The organism is Microbacterium sp. 2MCAF23 (genome assembly GCF_052115565.1).
Taxonomy (GTDB): domain Bacteria; phylum Actinomycetota; class Actinomycetes; order Actinomycetales; family Microbacteriaceae; genus Microbacterium.
In genome coordinates, this window is sequence record NZ_JBFRGY010000011.1 from 168,009 (window position 1) to 188,868 (window position 20,860).

Here is a 20,860-nt window from a genome sequence, read left to right on the forward strand (position 1 = left end):
CGACCGACACCCGTCGGCCGACAGTTGTCGTGCTGTCGGTTGAGGTGGGTGAGGGGTCAGGAGGTGCGGCGCGCGGTGCGGCGCAGGCGGAGGAATCCGAGGAGCGCGAGTGCGGCGAACACGATCGCGCCGCCCGCGAGGAGGAATGCGTCGCTTCCGATGCCGCCGGTCAGCGGGAGCACCGCGCCGGGCTGCTGCTCGTTCGGCTGGGCGCCGATGTCGAGCGTCGTGCCGGCGTTGGCCGCGCTCACCGTGAAGGTGAACGATCCGGCCGCGATGTAGCCGGCGGGAGCCAGCGTCTCCTTCGCCGAGTAGGTCCCCCAGACGAGCTTGCCGAGGCGGAAGGCGCCGGGTGCCGGGTCGAGGTCGGGGCCGGTGCAGGGAGCTGCGGTGCAGTCCTTGACGACGAGTCCCTGGGCGGGCAGGCCGGGGCCGGTGAGCGTCCACTCGGATCCGGCGAGCTGGCCGCCGGTCGCCTTGGACGTCTTGGTCCAGACGACGGATCCGGGCTTGCTCGCATTGGTGATCGTGCAGACCGCCTTCGCGTTCGCCGCGATGATGACGGAGGACCCGCTCACGGTCGCGCCGGTGCAGGTCCACGCACCCGCGGCGTAGCCCGCGGGGCTGCCGCTCTCGGAGAGCGCGTAGGTCCCGGGGGCCACGATCGCGCCCGTCACGCTCGCGTCGCCGGTCTTGCCGGTGATCGTCTGCGTGCCCGTCGCGGTGAGCGTCCAATCGGAGATCGTGGACGTGCCGCCGTAGGTGTTGTCGACCTGCTTCTTGAGGGTCAGGTTCGCCGCGGAGGGCTTGTTCGTGAGGGTGCAGGCGACCGCGTCACCGGGAGCCACGCCGGTGACGTCCGCACCGGCGGCGCCGGGCAGAGTCACGGAGCGCTGCGCGCCGCCGAGCGAGGTGACCGTGCAGCTGCCGCTGACGAAGTCCCATCCGCTCTTCTGCGTCTCGGAGACCCGCACGGTCGCCCGCGAGGTCGTCTTGTCGAACGCGACGGCCCAGTTCACATCGCCCGAAGCCGGGGTCGTCTGCGTGGACGCGGACGGCGTCGAGGTGGCGGTCCCGGTGGTCGCGGTGGTCGCCGCGCCGAGGGTCCAGCCGACACCCGGCCCCGGGTTGTTGCCGGCGATGTCGAGCACGGTCTTGTGCACCGCAACGGTCGCCAGCAGCGGCGCGTTCGTGATGGTGCAGACGACGCTGGCGCCCGAGCGGTTCGGGATCGTGAGCTGGCCGGCGGCGTTGGTCGGCACGGTCGCACCGAGGTCGTCGACGCAGGCGAGCGAGCTCGCGTAGTCGGAGAGCGTGCCGGGCGATCCGGCGGCGATCGCCTCGGACACCGTGTAGGCGTTGTTCTGGATCACCGGCAGCGGGCCGATCTGCGCGGTCTGGATCCCGGTGGCGGCGCCGGTCGTCGTCGCGGTCGCGGACTCGGTCGTACCGCTCTTGACGGACAGGCGGAACTGGTCGCCGACGTGGGCGCGGGCAACAACATTCTTCTTGACCGTGAGGTTCGCGGGCGAATTGCAGCTCGCCAGATCCGTGCTGGAGAGGCTGTTGGTGACGTCGCCGCCGATCTGGGCGCCGGTCGACGCGTTGTACTCGCGGACGGTCGAGGCGTTGCCGAGGTACATCGACCCGGTCGTGTTGAACGCCATGCCGTTGATGCTGGAGAACCCGGCCGGTGTGAAGGAGAACGACGGCGACGACGCGAGCTGCCCGCCGGTGCCCGTGGCGAGCGCGGCGGCGGTGACGGAGTAGACGGTCGTCGTGGACGCGCTGCCGACCACGTACAGGTTGCCGTTCGCGTCGAAGGCCATGTCGCCGTTGGTGCCGCCCGCCGCCGAGGTGTCGATCGTGCCGACGAGCGAGAAGGCGCCGGTGCTCAGCACGTACTTGTAGATGTAGAAGCTGCCGGACGCGAATCCGCCGAAGAAGTAGTCACCCGTCTTCAGGTCGATCGCACCCGCGATGAGCGATGCGGACGTGGTGTAGCTGTCCCCCGTGGGCTTCCACGTGGATCCGTCGAAGTACCAGATGGTCGCGGTGCGGTTGTTGTTGGTGCGCTCGTACGCGACCGCGGTGGAGCCGTTCGCGCCGATGCCGAGACCGTTGAACGACGAGACCCCGACGGCCGGCGTGCCGACTGACGTGACGGCGCCGTTCGCGACGCGCTGCAGTTGGCCGGTGCCCGACAGCGCGTAGAAGGTTCCGGTCGCGCAGACCAGGCCGGCGCTGGTCGCCGGTGCGGTGCGCGCCGCCAGCGGGCCCAGCGCGGCAGAGTGCACCGAGGTCGTCGCCGGCGAGCCACTCAGCGAGAGCGAGGCGGGTGCGGCCTGCGCGGCGGGCGTTGCGACGAATGCCAGCGCGATGCTCGCCCCCAGCGCCACGACGGCGCGCGCAAAGTGGTCCCCAAGCTTCATTGTGCTCCCCAGCCACAGAAGAAGGCCGTCCGCTCCCCGCGGATCGTCCTTCACGAGAGCCGATCGCTCGGCTCTCTCCTCCCCATCGGACCATCCCCTGGCCCGCTGTCGGGAACCCATTTCCCGTGAGTCCCCTACGGCCGCCAATCCCCTGACGACCTTCGACACCCTCCAAGCCCGCATCCGACCCCAGGGTTGGATATATGACTGCGCGTGAACGGTGAATCTTCTCGAAACGCTACGACACGTTCGGGGGATTCACAAAATCGCCCCTGGATGGCACGTCGCAACGCCCGCTGACGCAGCCGTGGCCTGACGCGGCGCTTCGCACCGGCATGCCAGGCGCCTGCCCGAGTGAGCGGGCAATCGATTTCAGCCGCGACCGGGGGTTCTCCTGCCGGACATCTCAGACGTCGACGCGCACCGGCGGGAGCGCGGCGAGAGGGGCGTGCGCCTCATGGTGCAGCCGCTCCATGCGCTCGTCGAGCTCGCTCGCGGCGTCGGCCGCCGCGGTGAGGTCGTCGACGAGGCGGGCGGGCACCTGGCCCTGGAACTTGTAGTGGATCTTGTGCTCCAGGCTCGCCCAGAAGTCCATCGCGATCGTGCGGAACTGCACCTCGACGGGCACCATGATCGGGCCGGAGGAGAGGAACACCGGCACCTCGAGGATCGCATGCAGACTGCGGTAGCCGTTGGCCTTCGGCGTCGCGATGTAGTCCTTCACGATGCGCACGGTGATGTCGTCCTGCGCGGTGAGCAGATCGAACAGGCGGTACACGTCGGCGACGAAGCTGCAGGTCACGCGCACGCCCGCAATGTCGGTGATGTGCTCGCGGATCGTGTCGAAGTCGGGCTCGATCCCCCGTCGGGCCACCTTCTCGACGATGCTGTCGGGCGACTTCACCCGGCTCTTCACGTGCTCGATCGGGTTGTAGGAGTGATGGTGGGTGAACTCGTCGCGCAGGATCGAGATCTTCGTCTCGATCTCGCGCATCCCGAACTCGTACTCGTGCAGGAAGCGCTGGAACTCGTCTCGCAGCTCTCGCGCCTCGGACAGGGTCTGGTTCAGCGCGTCGTCATCGAGGGGGACCGTGCTCATGCCTGCGACGCTACGCAACAGGTGTTCGGATCTCCTGTGTGTTCGTTCTGAGCGGACCTCTCGAAGCAGCCGCTTCGAGAGGTCCGTGTTCGACATATCACGCGGGGATCGTCGAGATCCTGCCCGTTCCGTAGGGCAGCACGCGCCCGCGACGACGATGGCTGCGATCGATGCTGAACGAGGTGGCGGCCAGCACAGCCCCGCCGGCCGTGAGGACGATTCCAACCCAGGTGGGGGCAAGCAGACCCATCCCCGACGCGATGACGATTCCGCCGAGGGCGGCGCCGAGGCCGTTGGCGACGTTGAAGGCGGAATGGTTCAGCGCTGCGACCAACGTCTGCCCCTCGTGGGCCACATCCATCAGGCGCGTCTGGATCGTCGGCCCGAGAGCGGCCGCGCCCGCTCCGATGAGGAAGGCACTCGCGAAGAGCCCGACGGGCCAGCGCGCGGTGAGCGCCAGACAGATCAGACCGACCGACAGCAGCCCGAGCGCCGCGTAGCTAGTGCGCCGCACACTGCGGTCTGCGGCCCAGCCGCCGGCGAAGTTGCCCGTCGTCATGCCGACGCCCACGGTGGCGAGCAAGAACGGGAGCAGGTTCGGCGCGAGTCCTGTGATCTCACGCGATAGCGGGCTGATGAACGAGTAGACCGCGAAAAGCCCTCCGAAGCCCACGGCTCCCATGCCCAGCGCGAGCCACACCTGCGGCCGACGCAGCGCACGGATCTCGCTGCGCACGGTCGCCCGAGGGTCGGCCGGCAGCGCAGGGACGAAGACGAAGACGAGCGCGAGCGCCACCGCGAACAGCCCCGAGATCACGATGTAGGCGCTGGCCCACCCGAAACGCTGGCCGAGGCCGGTCACGACAGGGATCCCGACGATGTTCGAGATGGTGAGGCCGCCGATGACGGCTGCGGCGCCGAGCCCGCGGCGTGCCTCACCCAGGAGCCGTCTCGCGGCGAGAACGGCGAGACCGAAGTACGCCCCATGGGGCAGGCCGGCCAGGAACCTCGCACCGACGAGCATCGGCAATGTCGTCGACGTCGCAGACAGCACGCTTCCCAGCACGAACATCGCGAGCAGCGCGATGAGCACGCGCCGCACGGGGAGTCGTGCAGTGAGTGCGGCGATCGCCGGCGCGCCGACCACGACGCCGGTGGCGTACGCCGTCGTCACCCACGCCGTGGCCGCCAACGCGCGCGCAGGTTCGCTCTCATAGAGAGTCGGCAGGAGTGCCTGGGCGAGATTCGAAACGAGTCCCATCCCCGTGAACTCGCTGGCGCCGATCGCGAAACCGCCCAGGGCGAGCGCCGCGACGGCGAACAAGGGGATGCTGCGCACTCGAGTCAGTGCGTCCATTTCGTACTCCTTCGGGTATGAGCGGATGCCCACACCATTGGGAGCGCGATTTACACGGAGCCCAGGTATTGCTCCGTGCATGCTTCACGCTAGGAATCGACTGTTTCTCAGGGATTACACAATGTGCCTTCAGAAGTAAAACTCATCTACGAATGCTCCTCGCACCGACATCATCCGGAAACAAGAAGGCGATGTCAGCGTGCGCACCTCAGTCCGGCACGACGTCGAAGCCCGCCCCACTGTCGAGCCGGCGGTATTCGATCCCGGGCAGAAGCTGCTCCGTGATCCAGTTGGTCAGCTGAGCGCCAGCCTCGCTGAGCGTGCCGTCATGGATCGGCACGACGACCTCGGGGCTGACGGCACGGGCGTACTCGACGGCGGACTCGAGATTCAGCCACGGCGCGGCGATCGGCAGGAAGAGCACTCGGACTCGGGTGTCGGTCGGTGCGGGCGTGAGAGAGTCACCCGGATGCAGAAGCGTCCCGTCGATGAAGAAGGCGAGGTTCTCCTCGTCCGGGAGGTCCGGGTGGATCACGGTGTGAGCGCCCCCCAACGCGACGACGTCGAATCCGGCCGCCGCGAAGTGCTCTCCCGGCGCGACGACATGAAGGCGGCTGCCGTCGGCGCCCGCCTTCCGCAACATCGCCGCAACGGCTCCCGTCGTCCACACCGGCGCCCCGCTGTCCACCACCGCGGCGGCATCAACGTGATCCTGGTGATCGTGGGTGATCAGCACGGCGGAGGCGTTCCGCAACGCCTGCGGGTCGCTGTAGACGCCCGGGTCGATCACGAGCCTGCTTCCCCCCTTCTCCAGCGAGACCGCCGAATGCCGCCAGGTAGAGATCGTCGTCATGTCCTGCTCCTTCGTCACGATGAACGGCCCCACTCCGTGAGTGCGAACCGCTGAGTCGACCGCCTCTTCACGCCGGTCTCGAGGCGCGACGGTCGTTCTTCAACCGAGTTCATCTATCGCTTGCTCACAGTGAACCCGCTATTTCATAATGCCCTTTAGCATCTCCGATGTAAACGCAGGCCGCGCCCCCGTGATTCCCGTTCCGAGGCACGGCCCGCTCCGATATAGCGATATTCGAGGGGGTTCTGCAATGCATGATGAACAAGCCCGGAGGTTGTCCCGTCCACAACGATCCCGCTGGCCCAGTCACACCGGGTGGCGGGCTTTGGCACGCTCGGTCGCCGGTGGTGTGGCGATGGCCGCCCTGACCATCACGGGGTTCGCCGCTTCCGCGTCGGCTCAGACGTTCGGAGGCAATGTCAGCGTCACGTGGTCGATTCCGGGGGCGCCCTCGACAGGGCTTCCCGACGTGACGTTCTACGAGACGATCGGAAGCGACACGGCGCAGCAGGCAGGCACCTACTTCGCCCAGCAATTCGGCTTCGCGAAGGCCGCGGACGTCGGCTATACCGGACTCCAGCCCCGTGCTCCGCTCAACGGCGCACCCAGACTCCACGGCGTCTTCTCGAGCTTCATCAGCGGCACGACCAGCACGGACGCGAACTGCACCGACGGGGCCGACGGGGGTGCGGGCGTCAGTTGCGGCGTCGACTTCGATGGCGCGTATGGCCACCGGTATGCGCTCACGGTGAAGCGGATCGCCGCTGACACTTGGAGCGGAACCGCCACCGACACGACGACGGGGAGAAGCACCCACATCGGCAGCTACCGGCTGCCGTCGGGGAGTGGCGACCTGGTCGGCGGCCAGGCCGGATTCGTCGAGTACTACGACGCCCCGGCGTCCTGCAGCGAGCTGCCCCCGGTGCACGTGACCTTCGGCGGGCCGACATCCACCGCAGGCGGCGGGCTGAGCGGGCAGGTGAGCAGCCCCTACGAATACGGGGCTTGCCTCGGACAGGCGAACTATCAGGCTCAGCTGGTCGGGACGGGCGTGGAGATCACGCGCGGGTGGGGAGCCACGTCCTCTCCCGGCCCTCTGTCGGACGGATCGACCTACCAGATCCGCGACACGTCCACGAACCAGGTGATCGACGACCCCGCATGGTCCACGACGACCGGCACGCAGATCGCCGTCTGGACCGTCAACGGCGGTGCCAACCAATTGTGGACGGCCCACGCCAACAGCGACGGCAGCTACGCGCTGGTGAATCAGCACTCGGGCCTGTGCCTCGACGATGCTGCGTCGTCGACCACAGCAGGCAGCGCGGTCATCCAGTGGGATTGCACCGGCGGCGCCAACCAGAAGTGGACGCTCCGTGCCGCGACCGCGGGATACCAATTGGTCAACCAGTGGAGCGGCCTCGCGGTCGGCCCGAGCGGGACGTCTGCGGGATCCGGACTCGTACAGCAGAGCGGGCCGGGTGCTACCTGGAGCTTCACCACGACCGGGTGACATCCGTCGCAACGGGCGCCGGAGAGTGCAACACCACGACGTCACCACGGAGGGTCTCCTCGTCACGATCGGGGAGACCCTCCGCGGGGCGTTCGTTCACAGCCGCCTGTCGGACCTTCGCGGACCCGCCTGATGGCTCGCGGTGAGCGACCTGGACCCCGTGGAGTCAAACGGCGATTCCTGACACCAACGCGGCCACATGCTCGGCATGCTGTTCGGCCGTCAAGGGCTGACCTTCGACCTCGGGACGTCTTTGCCAGGGCAGCGGCCCCGTCGGACGCCGATACTCGACTCCCAGCGCGTCAAGCCTGCGCAGATGATCATCCAACCGAGCGGAGAACGCCTCGAAGGTCGCGCGTCGCCGACTCCACAGCACCTCCGCGATCGCGCACAACCGGGGGTAGGCGTAGTAGTCGACCGTGCGCGGGGAATCCATGTGCTCGGTCCAGAGGTTCGCCTGTCCGCCGAGGACCCGTCGGGCTTCCTCGGGCGTGGCATCCGCCGGGATCGGCTCGAACGAATAGGTGTCGCGCAACGACAGCAGCGCTCCGAAGGGAATCGGCTCGTCAGGATCGTCAGACTGGCGATAGTCGAGATACGCCTTGTCGTCGGGGCAGGCGACCACGTCATAGCCTCGTCGCACGCCGGCAAGCGCGCCTCTCATGCCCCTCCAGGAGGCGACGACCGTCCCAGGAGGCGGGGTTCCCTCCAGCAGCTCATCCCACCCATAGGGCCGACGTCCGCGGGCGATGATGTGCTCCGCGATCTGCTCGACGAACCACTCCCGGGCTCCGTCTTCCGTCGCGATGCCGCGAGCCCGCATGAGTTCCTGGGTTCGCGCGTCCTCGCGCCACAGGTCGGTCGGGCACTCGTCGCCGCCGAGCCCGATATAGGCACTCGGAAACAGATCCATGATCTCCGTGAAGACGTCACGGAAGAACTGCACGGTGGAGTCCTCGAGGTTCAGCACCTCAGCATGAACGCCCCACGTGGTCGCGACGGCGGGCGCTGGCGTTGCCGATGCATCGTCGCCCACACCTATGCCCAACTCAGGATATGCGGCGATGGCTGCACGGGAGTGCCCCGGGATATCGATCTCGGGCACGATCTCGATGAAGCGCTGCCGAGCGTACGCCACGATCTCACGGATGTCGTCCTGGGTGTAGAAGCCGCCGTGCGGGCGTCCGTTCGCCGGCGAGTGCGGCGGCGGTCCGACCTGCGATTCGACCCTCCAACCGCCGATCTCGGTCAACCTCGGACGCGAGACGATCTCTACCCGCCATCCCTGATCGTCGGTGAGATGGAGATGGAGCAGGTTGAGTCGATGCATCGCCATCAGGTCGATGAAGCGAAGAAGATCATGCTTCGGCATGAAGTGTCGAGCGACATCGAGGAGCACACCCCTCCAGCCGAAACGCGGTTCGTCGCGGATCTGCGAGAAAGGGACCGACATCGATTCCACATCAGCGACAGCAGCCGAGCGAAAGACGCGTTCCGGCAGCAGCTGCAGCAAGGCCTGAGCGCCGTAGAAGACCCCTGCCTCGTCACCTCCAGAAATGCCGATGCCGTTCGCATCGACATCGAGCCGGTAGGCCTCGGCCGGAAGATCTTCCGCGACTGTCAAGCGAACACCGACAGCCCGATTCGCCCGGGATTCCTCTCCGGCGCTCACAGGGGTCAAAGGCACGCCCGCTCGCCCCACAGCGGTCGTGAGCCAGGTCGCGACGCGCTCCAACTCCGTACATGCCTCGACAGCCATCCCGGCACGGAGCACGAACAACCCGTCGGAGAACGATACCGACTGAGGCAAGGGCAAGAGAGAGATCATCGGGTTCCTAAAGCAGTGATGGCGGCGCTCGGCGGTATGAGAGACGAGGGCCGGAGGAATTGCGTCTGTCGCCAGAAGTAGGCCCTGCTACGTCACGCCCAGCTCGGCCGACAGCACCATGGCGGCGGCACCGAGCAGGACGAGATCCTCTCCTCCTGGCGCGGAGACCACTCTGAGCCCGGCATTCACAGCGGGGATGGACCGCTGAACGATCGTCTCCTCGACCGCGCGCAGGAAGTGGTCGCTGACGAGATCCACGGGCCCCGCGATCACGACATCCTTTACCCCTGTCAGCGCGATCATCGGCGTGAGAGCTCGCCCCAGAGCGAGCGCTGCATAAGAGAGGATCCGGTCGCGATCGCTCGGGTCGCGCTCCAGCCTGAGGCGCAGATTGGGAGCGGACGCCGCGAGATCGAGGCACCCCCGCAGTCCGCACGAGCACCTGTCGCCATCATCGTCGACGACGATGTGTCCGATCTCACCCGCCGCGAACTGCGGCCCTTCGACAAGAGATCCGCCGATGATCAGCCCCGCCCCGATGCCGTGCTCGAGGGTGACGAGAAGAAGAGAAGAACGCTCGGCACCCCGGTACGCGTACATTCCGAGCACAGCGGCATTCGCATCGTTGGCGACATGGATGGCACCTTCGTAGTCACCGCGGACGCCCGCTGCCAGGTCCACGTTCTCCCAGCGAAGCGAAGACGCTAGCCGAACGACCCGCTTGCTTTCGACGATTCCCGGGGTTCCGATACCTACGCCGAGCAACGGTGCCGTCGACAGCTGGATCAGGCGACCCAGGAGGTCAGCGACGAGGTCGAGCGCTGCCTCACCCGCTCTCCCCGCCACTGCGCCCTCGGCCCGGTGCAGCACCTTCCCACGAAGGTTGGTCACCACACCGGTGAAACGCTTCTCATCCGACAGATCGAGCGCGATGATCTGGAACGAGTCGTCGCGAACGGCGAGCATCGTCGCCGGCTTTCCGGCGCTCGTACGGCGGCGGGTGCCGATCTGCTCGATGACCCCCTTGTCGAGAAGCTCCCCGACGAGATCGGAAACCAGGGGCTTGGAGAGGCTGGACTGTCGCGCCAGGTCCGCTCGGCTGAGCGGACCATGCTGGATCAGCGCCTGCAACAGCAGCGTCCGGTTGGTCTTGCGACTGCGCTCGGGGGATGCATTCTCTGTGACACGCAGCGCGCGCAGAGGCGAAGGGTGTTCGGTGTTCGCCATTGTGGCTGCGTCCTTCCCGCCGAACGAACGTCGGCGCGATCCAAATAAAGCAGACAAGATTACAAATATCAAACAAGACGAAACGAGAGCTCGAGCCGAGCCCCAGGGAGCAAGGTCAGCAACGAGAACGAGTCCGAGATCGCGGCCACCCGGCATTAGTAATGAGTTTTAAGATATCTCTGAACGCCCAGGCGTTCTCGGGTCGTCCTCGCGCATTCCGGCAGGCAGCGCAGTGCATCAGCATGCTCTACGCGCTGCGCTGCCCGCCGGTGATCATTCAGCGCACGATGTCACGGACGCACTTCAAGGCCGTCGAAGGTGACTTTCGATCCACTCGAACGCGGGTCCGACGCCGGGCTCACCGAGAGTGTGACCGTGTGCGAACCCGAGAGTAGCTGCGGGCTCGTGTACACGCGCGTCCCCGGGGCTGCGGACACCGCGTAGAGCGACGCGTCGGCCACCACGGTGCCGTCGATCACCACTCGGATCAGGCCCCCGTCCGGTGCCTGCGTGGCCCAGATGGAGAGATGACGTCCGCTGAACGAGAACGCCGCCGTGGCCGTGGTCGAACCGGCGACGTGATCAGATCCGTTGCGGGACGCCACCACATTCTCCGTGGTCCATGTACCGGAGTAGCTGATGCTGCTCGACGAATCGTCCGTGAACGTCGTCGCGCCCAGCGGGCTACCGCCGAACGCCCCCCTGTTCGGAACAGTGGTTGAGATCACGTTGCCCCAGTAGTCCACTGCCGGCGGGTTCGCCACGGCGATCCCGTTGTTGGCGCCGGAGGAACCGGAGGCGATCTGGTATCCGCCCACCGTCTGATAGCCCGTGGCCGCCGTACCCTGAGCGATGATCTTCGGGTCTGCTGTGGACGCGAACAGGTCGCTCGGCGGCGTGAAGCCGCGATAGACGTTGTTCGAGTAGTACGCGTTGTTCGGCATCGACGCGCCTGACGGACCGATGAAGATGTTGTTCGCAAGATACGTGAGGCTGGCGAATCCCAGATCCGGCGAAGCCGAACCGCAGTCGATCGTGTTGTTGTAGAACGCGAAGTCCGTCAGATTGCCGGGGTTGTCGACGACGCGGCAATCACCCACGGAGACGTTGTACCGGTACACGATCGACGTCGGCTTTCCTCCGCCGCAACCGACGCAATCCAGCAGGATCCCACCGTAGTTGTTGTGGTCGTAGTTGTACTGATAGGTGCACCGGCCGGTCATGTAGCCGTCGCAGTCCCACGCCTCACTGTCGAACGTGTGCGCCACGAGGTTCATCGCCTCGTTGTACTGGAAGGTGGGGTTGTCGTCGTTCCATCCCCAGATCGCCGCGATGTTCTGCGGGTTGATCGCATTCGTCCCCGCGCCGTCGGAGATGTTGTGATCGATCAGGGGCGAGTCGGTTCCGCAGACCACGATGCCGTCGTTGCTGTTGCGCACCACCTTGTTGCCCTGGACGAGCACGTAGCGGTTCTTCACGACATTCGTGTTGGAGCCGTCGGTGCCGTACAGACCGATACCGTTGCCGCGCATGTCATGGACATAGTTGTCCGAGATCGTCAGACCCGCCATGAGCGCGCCATCGAGCGGAACGTTGAGCCCGATCCCGTGCGACATGTAGAAGCCGTTGGCGTCAGCACCACGATCGGAGACACCCATCACGTCGTGGACGTCGTTGTTGCGAATGGTGATACCCGAGTAGGTGGCAGCGCTGTTGATCGTGACCAGGATGCCGGATCGACGCGCCTCGGTCGCCGAGGAGTTCGTGACCTCGAGTCCGTCCACGATCCAATAGGACTGGTTCTGCAGGAGCACCGCGCTTTCCGCGACTGCACCGCCGGCAATGATCGGCTTGGCGCCCGACCCGTAGCCGGTGATCGTGATCGGAGCGCTGGCGCTGCCGTTGCCTTGCGGGAAGAGCCGGCCGGAGCAAGTGACCCCGCGCTTGAGGAGAAGTTGATCTCCCGGCGAGAACGTGTTGCCGTTAGGACCACTCAAGGAATTCCACGGGCTGGTGCTCGTCCCCGATCCGTTGCTCGCAGCACTGCAGTCGACGTACCACGCCGTGCCGACGGCGGCCGCCTGAACCGTCCACGTGAACGTGATGCTCGATGCGTGCAGGCGCGAATCGGTTGCCGTGAGCGTCGTGGTCCACGAGCCCGCTTTCCGCGGGGTTCCCATGACCATGCCCGTCGCGTAATTGATGAGCAGGCCGTCGGGCAGGTTCGTGGCCGTCCAATCGACGCGCCCCACCCCTCCAGTTGCCGAGGGCGTCAGGCCGGTGGCCACGCCGATGGTGGATGTCTGCGTCGAGATCGCCGCGATCGCGGGCGGATCGGTCGCCGGAACCGTCCACTGCTGAAAGGCCGCGCTGGGCTGGCAGGGTTGAAGCTCCAGCCGCGCCCCGTCGACGATCGCCTGTCCGGTCACGCTCAGGCACTTGCCCGACTTGAGGTTCGAGATCGTACCGTTCGGGAGTGCCACCCATTTCTGGTCGCTGCCGCTGCTGACACAGCTCCACAGCTCCACGACCGTGCCGTTCGCCACTGCCTGACCGCTGATGCTCAAACACTTGCCGAGCACGCGGACCGTGCCGTCGGAGGAGAGCGTCCAGGACTGCGCGGAAGCGCCGTTGCACGAGAACAGCTGGATGATGTTGCCGTCCTGAGTGCTCGAGTTTCTGTCGTCGAGGCACTTTGCGCCGATCGTGATCTGACCGGGTGTCGCCGCGGATGCGGGCTGAGCGCTGATCAGCAGCCCGAAGACCACGGCGATGATCACCGCTATCACGGCCCAGGGCCGTCGTTGTAGCACGTGAGGGGTTGTCATCTTCGTCTCCTCCTGTTTGTGGTGCATGTGATGGATTCCCGCTGCGGTTCGTGTGCGTGACGTATGTGCGTTCTCTGCGGGTGACGGTCTGCGTAGCGCTTGAGAGGGGATAGTGCGTGACGCGAAAGGTGTCGCCTCTGGGGAGGACACCTTTCCTGCGCTGTTCACGATGCCGACGTGCACGACGACCGCCGCGCGCTCAGCTCAGGAAGATCTCGATGACCGGCACAAGCACGTCCGGGCGCTGAACAGGCAGCTCCAGCGTGAGTGTTCCGGCCGGCTGCCCACCGGGTACCGTGTTGAACGCCTCGGCTTCCGGCGGTCGGATGACCATGCGCACTTCGGACGCATCGTGCAGGAACTGCGCATAGGTCGCCTGGTCCGCCAGGTCAGGCAGATGCAGTGCACCGAACGGCCAGGCGAACAGATGCACATACAAGCGCCGACCGCGCTGGGTGTAACGCACATCGGTCGGCGCCGCCCAGGACGCCGGCCCCGCGCCGTAGACGGCGCGCGAGTGCACACCGACCCAGGACCCGACCGTGTCGATGACGCGCCCCGATTCCGGGTCCACCCGGCCCCGCCCGTCCGGGCCGACGTTCAGCAACATGTTCCCGTTCATCGCGACGGTGTCTATGAGCATGCGCGCAACGAGTTCCGGAGACTTCATGTCATGGTTGTCCCGGTCGTAGCCCCATGATCCGTTCATCGTCTGGCAGGCTTCCCAGGTGACGAGCTGTCCATCCTTCTCCATGGGCGAAGTCGGCTGATACTGCTCCGGGGTCGTGACATCGCCCGGGATACCGAGGCGATCGTTCACGACGATGCCCGGCTGCAGCCCGCGAACCATCGTGAGGAGCTGCTCGGACTGCCACTCCGCGGCACCCTTTCCACCCCACACCGGCGGTATGGCGCCTTCCGCGTAGGAGTAGTCGAAGAAGAGATAGTCGATTGTGCCGTACGAGGTGAGCAGCTCCCGCACCTGGGCGTGGAGGTAGTCCGCATAGAGACGGATGCGACGCTCCTCGTTGATCGCGCGGACCTTCTCCGCCGGTTCGTCACGCAGCGGATGGATCCCGTCGATCGGGAACTGCTCGTGATGCCAGTCGATCAGCGAGTAGTACAGCCCCACGCGCAAGCCGGCGGCACGTGCGGCATCGACGAACTCCCGCACCAGATCGCGCCCGCACGGTGCGTTCACCGAGGTGTAGTCGGTCACCTTCGAATCCCAGAGGCAGAATCCCTCGTGATGCTTCGTCGTGAGCACGACGTATCGCATACCACCGCGCACCGCCCGATCTACCAGCTCGGCCGCGTCGAACAGATCGGGATCGAAGTGCTCGAAGTAACGCCGGTAGTCGCTGGCGCTGATCTTCTCCCGTGTCATGACCCATTCGTGCCGCGCAGCGATCGAGTACAGCCCGAAGTGCACGAACATCCCGAAGCGGTCATGGACGAACCAGCCCGTGTCCGCGTTCGACGCCGCCGTGTCGACGGTACTCATTTTCCGGCGCCCACCGTCATGCCGGCGACGATGCGGCGACCGAGCCAGGTGTAAACGATGAGCAGCGGCAGCACCATGAGCGTCATGCCTGCGAAGATCGATCCCCAGTCGGCTCCGTTGAACGCCGCGGAGTTCATGATCTGAATGAGCGCGATGGGCAGCGTCCGGGTCGACTTGTCCGTGAGCAGCACGAGCGAGAACAGCGTCTCGTTCCACGAGCCGATTGCCGCGAGAGTCATCGCCGTCGTCAGCCCCGGTCGCGCCAGAGGGAGCATGATCGTCACGAACGTGCGGATCCCGGATGCGCCGTCGAGCGCGGCAGCCTCTTCGATCTCGCCGGGGAGGGACGCGAAGAAGCCCGTCAGCAGGAACACGGTGAACGGGAGATTGAGGCCGATCAGCACGATCGTGAGGCCGAGCTGGCTATCGATGAGGGGGATGCCGGTGTTCTGCTGGACCTGCGCGAGCCCGATATAGATCGGGATCAGCAGGACCTGACCCGGCACGCCCAGACCGAGGGCGAACGCCGCCGTGATCTTCGGAGCGATCCATCGCGTCGAGCGGCTCAGGGCATACGCGGCGGGTGCCGCGATCGCGACCGCGAAGAAGGCTGAGATGAGAGTGACGGACGCGGAGTTCAGGAACGCGACGCCGAAGTCGCCGATCGTCCAAGCGTTGGCGTAGTTCTCCAGATGGGGAGGGACGGGGAGACCCAAGGGCTGGCGCAGATAGTCCACCGTGCTGCGCAGCGACGAGACCACCATCCACGCGATGAGGAAGATGTTGAACGCGACGACGAGCCAGACCATCGCGCGTCCGATCCAACCGGCAACGCCCGTCTTGCTCCCTGACGAACGCAACGTCCGCCTCCGGCGGGAACCCGCTGTCGTCAGGGCACGGGTGACAGAGGTCATAGTTCGATCGCCTCCCGGCGCAGAAGTCGGCGCAGGCCGAGGGTGAGCACGGCGACCAGTGCGAGGCTGACGAGCGCGGCAGCCGCGGCGAGCCCGAAAGCACGTCCTGCGTTGGCCTGGAACGCGCTCAGGTACACGTAGATCGCAGTCGTCCAGTTCTGGCTGTTCGGCGACGACGCACGCGTTCCACCGAAGACGAGGATCAGCTCGAACACCTTCACCGAGCTCATCGTCCACAGGATGGCGCAGACGGACACGACGTCCCAGGAGAGCGGAAGGGTGACCGTGAAGAACTGACGGATGGGGCCGGCGCCGTCCAGCGATGCCGCCTCGTAGTAGTAGGGCGGGATCTGGTCGACGCCCGACATGATGATGCTCGTGAAGTAGCCCGTGGAGGACCAGATGAGGATCGCCATGATCAGGGTGAACTGGTTATCGGGCGCCAGCCATTTGGGCGCGTCGGTGATGCCCACCCAGTGCAGCGCGGTGTTGACGAGACCGTTCGGGTTGAACAGCATCCCGGCGAAGATGGCGAAGATCAGCGCGTTGATCAGGTTCGGGAAGAACAGCACCGAACGCACGAAGTGCTTGCCCGTCATCTGGCGCAGTACGAGCGTGAGCGCGAAGGCGAGGACGAAGGTGATGACTCCGACGATCACGAGGATCTTGAACGTGTTCACGATCGACGTCGTGAAAGTGGGGTCGAGCCAGAGCTGCTGATAATTCGCCGTGCCGACGAAGCGCATGGGGCCGAAGCCGGACCACTTGTTCAGGCTCAGCCATGCCACGAACACGATCGGGGCGAAGTAGAAGATGACCATGCCGGCGAGTGCGGGGAGCACGAACGGCCAGAACACGCGGCGACGCACGCGCTCCATGGGCGAGTGGGTCGGGAACCGCTTGCCGCGGGCGGGCGAACCGCCCGCGGCAAGCGTGGTGGATGACGTCGTCAACCCTGTGCCTTCCAGTACTGGACGTGCGCGGCCTTGCCGTTGGCGACGAACTGGTCCGCCGTGGTCTTACCGAGCCAGAGGTCGCCGAACGCGGGGTCGAAGACCTTGCTGAAGTAGTTGCCGCCCTCGCCGTCGAACGTCACGCGCGGTGCCGCCTTGGAAAGGACTTCCTGGACGCTGGCGAGCTCGGCCGGCGCCTGGCCGTCCTTCAGCGCGGTCAGGTTGGAGGCTTCTGTCGCGATCTTGCCCTCGTACTTCTCCGACGAGAAGTACGCGATGAACGCCTTGGCCGCATCCGCGTTCTTGGCCGCGGTCGGAACGGCGAAGCCGAAGGGCAGCACGGAGACGCCGTCCGCCGAGGAACCGCCCGTGGAGGGGAAGTTCGCACCGGCGTACTTCCAGTCCGCGCCGATGGTCTTCGCCGTCTCGGCCGTGACCCAGCTACCCGTCAGGTAGAACACGCCCTGGCCCTGCGCCCAGGCGGTCTCGCCGGCCGGATACTGGCTGGCGTCGTAGCCCGAGACCATGTAGCCGTCGGTGATCAGCTGGTGCACCTGCTCCGCGATCTTCTTCACCGCGGCGGAGTCCCACTCAGCGCCGGTCTTGTCTTCAGCGAGCTTCTTCATGGCTCCGTCGCCCGCGTTGCGGTTCAGAAGATAGTCGAACCAGTACTCCGCAGCCCAGATGGCGTCGCTGTCGCTGACGATGCAGCCGACGCCGGCAGCCTTCGCCGCGGCGCAGTCCTTGAGCAGATCGTCATACGACGCGGGCGCTTCCTTCACGTACGGGCTGTTCGCGTTGTAGAACAACGAGACCGTCGAGACGGTGTACGGGATGAGGTACTTGTTACTGGAGCCGCCGTACGCCGGGATCTTCTCGACATAGGACTTGTTCACGACGTCGGCAACCTTCTTGCCGTCGGCGTTCGTCATGCCCCAGACATCGCTGAGGTCGGCAAGAGCGTCCTGGCTGTTCAGGGCGGTCCCGAGCTTGTCGTATCCCTGGTCCACCAGGTCCGGGGTCTTGCCTGCGGCGAGTCCGGCGGTCACCTGGTCGAGCACGTTGCGCCCCTGCCACTGCACCGTGACCTTGGCGCCGGTCTCCTTCTCGTACGCCTTGATCGCTGCGTCGATGACCTTGGCCTGCGGTTCCTTCTCGCTCCACATGGACCAGTAGGTGAAGCTTCCACCCTTGGCGTCGGATCCGCCTCCAGCGCCTGAGCAGCCGGCAAGCGCGAGCGCTCCGACGGCGACGAGTGCGACGGCGATGCCGCGAACTCCCTTGAGATTCATGTTGTTCCTCACTGCGTTGAATAGGGACTTGCATGGTGTGAATCGCACCGCATCGCGCGGACCTCCCGCAGAGAGGCGCGGCCACTGCTGGCGGTGGCCTGCCCGGTCCGACCCGGACGTCCCAAACGGACGTCGGAGCACGGCCAGGTCCGGGGGACGATGTCGCGCGGATTCTGGATCTGTTCTCGAGGATCTTGGTTCTGTATCGAAGGTTCGGGTTCCGTGTCGATGTTCACTCAGCGCCTGATGCTGGACGGGGCCACCTTGCCCCCGCTGCCTCACGCTCTCCTCACCGCTCCACATTCGGGCCGGCGCGATTGAGTTGGCAATAATAAAGCAGACTTTCAAACTAACCGCAACCCTGGAATATCAGGCCTAGTGGGGGCACCGATAGAACTTAACGCGGATACGTCAACTTTGAAAACTAAATGCTGAGCGACGTGACGCGCCCACACGAGGACTGCCACGCAGGCACAAGAAGCGCTAGAAACCGCGTCAAGACGACGCCTCTTGGGCGTGCGCAACCGTCCGTCAGACCTCGCACGCACCCCCGGCGGAGGACAGTCGACGCGCGACGAAGGTCAGTGCCCATGTCGAGCGACGAGAACGTCGAAACATCCCGTTCTCCAGAACGTGATCCAATCGTCACCCGCCCACAGCGCGAGGCCCTTCGACGGCACGACCAAGGCGCGGGTTCAGGCGATCCCTGGGGCACGCTCCGAGCCCACGAAACCCCGGACACCAAAGCCCGGTCGCTCCCGGTGCGGCGTGCGCGGGGAACCTCAGATCGGCTCCCTCACCCCGCGACGCGCTGTGAAAGCGCCCCCTGGACGCGCTCGATGAACACGCTCGCCAGGCCGGAAAGGGCGACGATGTCTCCGGACGGCTCCGAACGGATGCCTGCACGGTCGGTGCTATCGACCCAGTCCTGGTCACGGTGCCACCAGTCCGCATCCGTGATCTCACGGGCCCTCGGCCGGTCCGGATGATTCCCCGTGAAGAACTCCCGCCAGCGCGGCAGGTAAAGAGTACCTATCAGACCCTGCCAATCGCGTCCGGCGTAGTTGCTCAGCGCACCGGTGGTCGCGGGAACCAGCGGACCCCAGGTACTGAGGATCAATCGTTGACTGCGCTCGAGGCGATCTCGTTCCTCGGGGTCGCTGCCTGCGGCGCGGGCCTCGTCAAGAAATCGCCCGAGTAGCCAGAGCGGCTCCGTGCCGGCGATGGCATCGAGCAGTTCCATGCCTTGGATCCACATCCGGGTGAGTTCGTCATACCTCACGCCGTCGCACGCCCCGTACGCGTCGGCAATAGCAGGCAGCAGTTGGCGCGCAGTGTTCGTCACCGTCTGCCGAGCCACGTCGGCGAGGTCGAACCGGAACGCGCGATGGCGACCGAGGTAGTCGGCGGCATCGCTCATCAAAGGCAGCGCCTCGGCGAATGCGCTCAGGTCGTACGTCGCAGTGCGCGGTGAGAACAATGATGACGTCGACGCACTGAACGACGGCCAGGCGGCGAACAGCGAGTCATGCGGTTCCGAGAAATCGTTGTCGTCCGGGAGGGAGTACGCCGTTGCAACGATCCGCTGCCAGGCAGAGACCGCTGCCGGAACCGCCCGGCCGTAACGCGCGATCGTCCACTGCCGCACCCAATCGTCCACATCCACGCGACCGTCCCGCCACGCCAGCGAGGCGAAGAAGTCCATCGCCAGCGGGTTGTTCAGTCCCCCCTCCGGGAGCGCGGCGATCCCACGCAGTCGTGATGAAGGAACCTTCAGCCATTCCTCGACCCGGTCGTTCCATGTCGCAAGCTGGGCACCGAGGGCTGTGTCGCCGCCGAAGTTCCAGATCGCACCGAACGCGTAGTCGACTCCGCGGAAGTCCTCCTCGCGATCGAGCGCAAGATGACGATCGGAGACACCGTCGACGACCAGCACCCTGCGCGGGTCCAGCGCGTCAAGAAGCTCCCTCCGCGGGTTGTCCTGCCAGGCCAGGAGCACCCACGTCGCACCAGGACGAGCCCGCTGCATGGCCCTTTCAATGCCGCGGCCGGCCTCGGCAATGTCGATCGTCGTCGTCCCGCCTTCGTGCAGCGGGTCGATCTTGAACATATCGACGGGGCCGAGGAGCCTGTCGACAGCATCGTAGAAGACGGACGCGGCTTCCGTGAAGAGCGTGGAGCGAGGATCGAGCCAGGCAGGCCGGTCGAACCCCTGCCAGTCGTTGCCCGGCACGTCCACGAAGGCATCGTCAGGGGTGCCGAAGTCACGGGGAACGACGCCGCCGAATCCGGGCACGACGGGCTCCACGCCCAGCTCACGCAGGCGGGCGATGATCCGCCGACCGAGTTGGATGCGTTTCGCGAGCAGTTCCTCCGACATCCCGCCGGGATAGGACGACATGTTCTGCAGCAGCCACCACGGCTGATGCGATGGCAACGGGATCCAGTCGAGCGCCTCGTCACGCGAATACCCGAACCTCGTGAGCAGATCCACATATGCGCCTTCGATGCCTACAGGAACGAAGATCTCGTTGAACCCCCTCGCGACGAGACCATCGATCAGCCGCTCCCAGTCCTCGAAGGTCCGGTATGCGCCGACGTACGAGTCCTCGGTGTCGTTGCCGTAGAACCGATGCTGCAAGCGCGCCCTTGCGACGATCGGCGCCTCAGGGGCGATCGGACCGATCCCGGAGACCGCGGACAGAATCTCGTCGAAAGGCTCGCCCGTCTTGGCCAGAACCGATCGCAAACCCATCAGCGCCGTCGCAGGCGAAGAGGCGGTGATGTGCGGAAGCCCCTCCGTGGCAGAAACGACGAACCCGTCTTCCGACATGGGGGCGATGTCGACCAGGACATTGCCCGCCGCCTTGCCCAGGACGCGGTCGAACGCATCTCGGGCAACCTGCTGTGCACTCGCGGTGACACCCGCCTTGGGGGCGGGGAGTCGCTGCGCTGCGCGCTGGTCGTGATTCATCAGAGCCCTTCACATGAATGGATTGCCCCGTGCGCGCCMTCGATGGCGCCCCCGAGTGCCGCCCGAGGCCTGCGTCGGCGCACGCG

13 protein-coding genes are annotated in these 20,860 nt (G+C 66.0%); 1 reads left to right on the forward strand and 12 read right to left on the reverse strand.

The annotated features are described in order from the left end of the window. Positions 1-56: 56 nt before the first annotated feature. The 4 genes from AB4078_RS12610 to AB4078_RS12625 all read right to left on the reverse strand — a co-directional run bounded on the left by AB4078_RS12610 (position 57) and on the right by AB4078_RS12625 (position 5,741). Positions 57-2,432 carry a SpaA isopeptide-forming pilin-related protein gene (locus AB4078_RS12610; protein ID WP_441977415.1) on the reverse strand — a complete coding sequence of 792 codons (2,376 nt, stop codon included), beginning with the start codon at positions 2,430-2,432 and terminating at the stop codon, positions 57-59. Between the two features lie 406 nt (positions 2,433-2,838). After that, a complete protein-coding gene (locus AB4078_RS12615; protein ID WP_441977416.1) occupies positions 2,839-3,531 on the reverse strand; it encodes a GTP pyrophosphokinase in 693 nt (230 codons plus the stop codon). A gap of 97 nt (positions 3,532-3,628) precedes the next feature. Beyond that, positions 3,629-4,888: an MFS transporter gene (locus AB4078_RS12620; RefSeq protein ID WP_441977417.1), complete on the reverse strand. Its 1,260-nt coding sequence runs from the start codon at positions 4,886-4,888 to the stop codon at positions 3,629-3,631. 208 nt (positions 4,889-5,096) lie between these two features. Next, complete coding sequence (locus tag AB4078_RS12625; protein WP_441977418.1) at positions 5,097-5,741, reverse strand: MBL fold metallo-hydrolase; 645 nt, start codon at positions 5,739-5,741, stop codon at positions 5,097-5,099. Positions 5,742-6,096: 355 nt separating this feature from the next. Here AB4078_RS12625 and AB4078_RS12630 point away from each other — a divergent pair, with 355 nt between their 5' ends. Beyond that, the gene (locus AB4078_RS12630) at positions 6,097-7,254 is read left to right on the forward strand and encodes an RICIN domain-containing protein (protein WP_441977419.1); all 1,158 of its coding nucleotides are present in this window, start codon (positions 6,097-6,099) and stop codon (positions 7,252-7,254) included. 166 nt (positions 7,255-7,420) lie between these two features. On the opposite strand, the gene AB4078_RS12635 is transcribed toward AB4078_RS12630, so the two are convergent. The 8 genes from AB4078_RS12635 to AB4078_RS12670 form a co-directional block, all read right to left on the reverse strand. Beyond that, the gene (locus AB4078_RS12635) at positions 7,421-9,082 is read right to left on the reverse strand and encodes a beta-N-acetylhexosaminidase (protein ID WP_441977420.1); all 1,662 of its coding nucleotides are present in this window, start codon (positions 9,080-9,082) and stop codon (positions 7,421-7,423) included. An 87-nt stretch (positions 9,083-9,169) separates the two neighbouring features. Continuing rightward, positions 9,170-10,309, reverse strand: a complete 1,140-nt coding sequence (locus tag AB4078_RS12640; RefSeq protein WP_440733017.1) for an ROK family transcriptional regulator — start codon at positions 10,307-10,309, stop codon at positions 9,170-9,172. A 290-nt stretch (positions 10,310-10,599) separates the two neighbouring features. Then, complete coding sequence (locus AB4078_RS12645) at positions 10,600-13,137, reverse strand: ricin-type beta-trefoil lectin domain protein (RefSeq protein ID WP_441977421.1); 2,538 nt, start codon at positions 13,135-13,137, stop codon at positions 10,600-10,602. 199 nt (positions 13,138-13,336) lie between these two features. After that, positions 13,337-14,641: an alpha-L-fucosidase gene (locus tag AB4078_RS12650; RefSeq protein WP_441977422.1), complete on the reverse strand. Its 1,305-nt coding sequence runs from the start codon at positions 14,639-14,641 to the stop codon at positions 13,337-13,339. After that, positions 14,638-15,450, reverse strand: coding sequence for a carbohydrate ABC transporter permease (locus tag AB4078_RS12655; protein WP_441977423.1), 813 nt, complete (start codon positions 15,448-15,450; stop codon positions 14,638-14,640). The genes AB4078_RS12650 and AB4078_RS12655 overlap by 4 nt, the downstream gene beginning before the upstream one ends. A gap of 101 nt (positions 15,451-15,551) precedes the next feature. Further along, positions 15,552-16,508 carry a carbohydrate ABC transporter permease gene (locus AB4078_RS12660; protein WP_441977424.1) on the reverse strand — a complete coding sequence of 319 codons (957 nt, stop codon included), beginning with the start codon at positions 16,506-16,508 and terminating at the stop codon, positions 15,552-15,554. Beyond that, positions 16,505-17,800, reverse strand: coding sequence for an ABC transporter substrate-binding protein (locus tag AB4078_RS12665; protein WP_441977425.1), 1,296 nt, complete (start codon positions 17,798-17,800; stop codon positions 16,505-16,507). The genes AB4078_RS12660 and AB4078_RS12665 overlap by 4 nt, the downstream gene beginning before the upstream one ends. A gap of 796 nt (positions 17,801-18,596) precedes the next feature. Next, positions 18,597-20,774 carry an alpha-N-acetylglucosaminidase TIM-barrel domain-containing protein gene (locus AB4078_RS12670; protein ID WP_441977426.1) on the reverse strand — a complete coding sequence of 726 codons (2,178 nt, stop codon included), beginning with the start codon at positions 20,772-20,774 and terminating at the stop codon, positions 18,597-18,599. Positions 20,775-20,860: the final 86 nt, after the last annotated feature.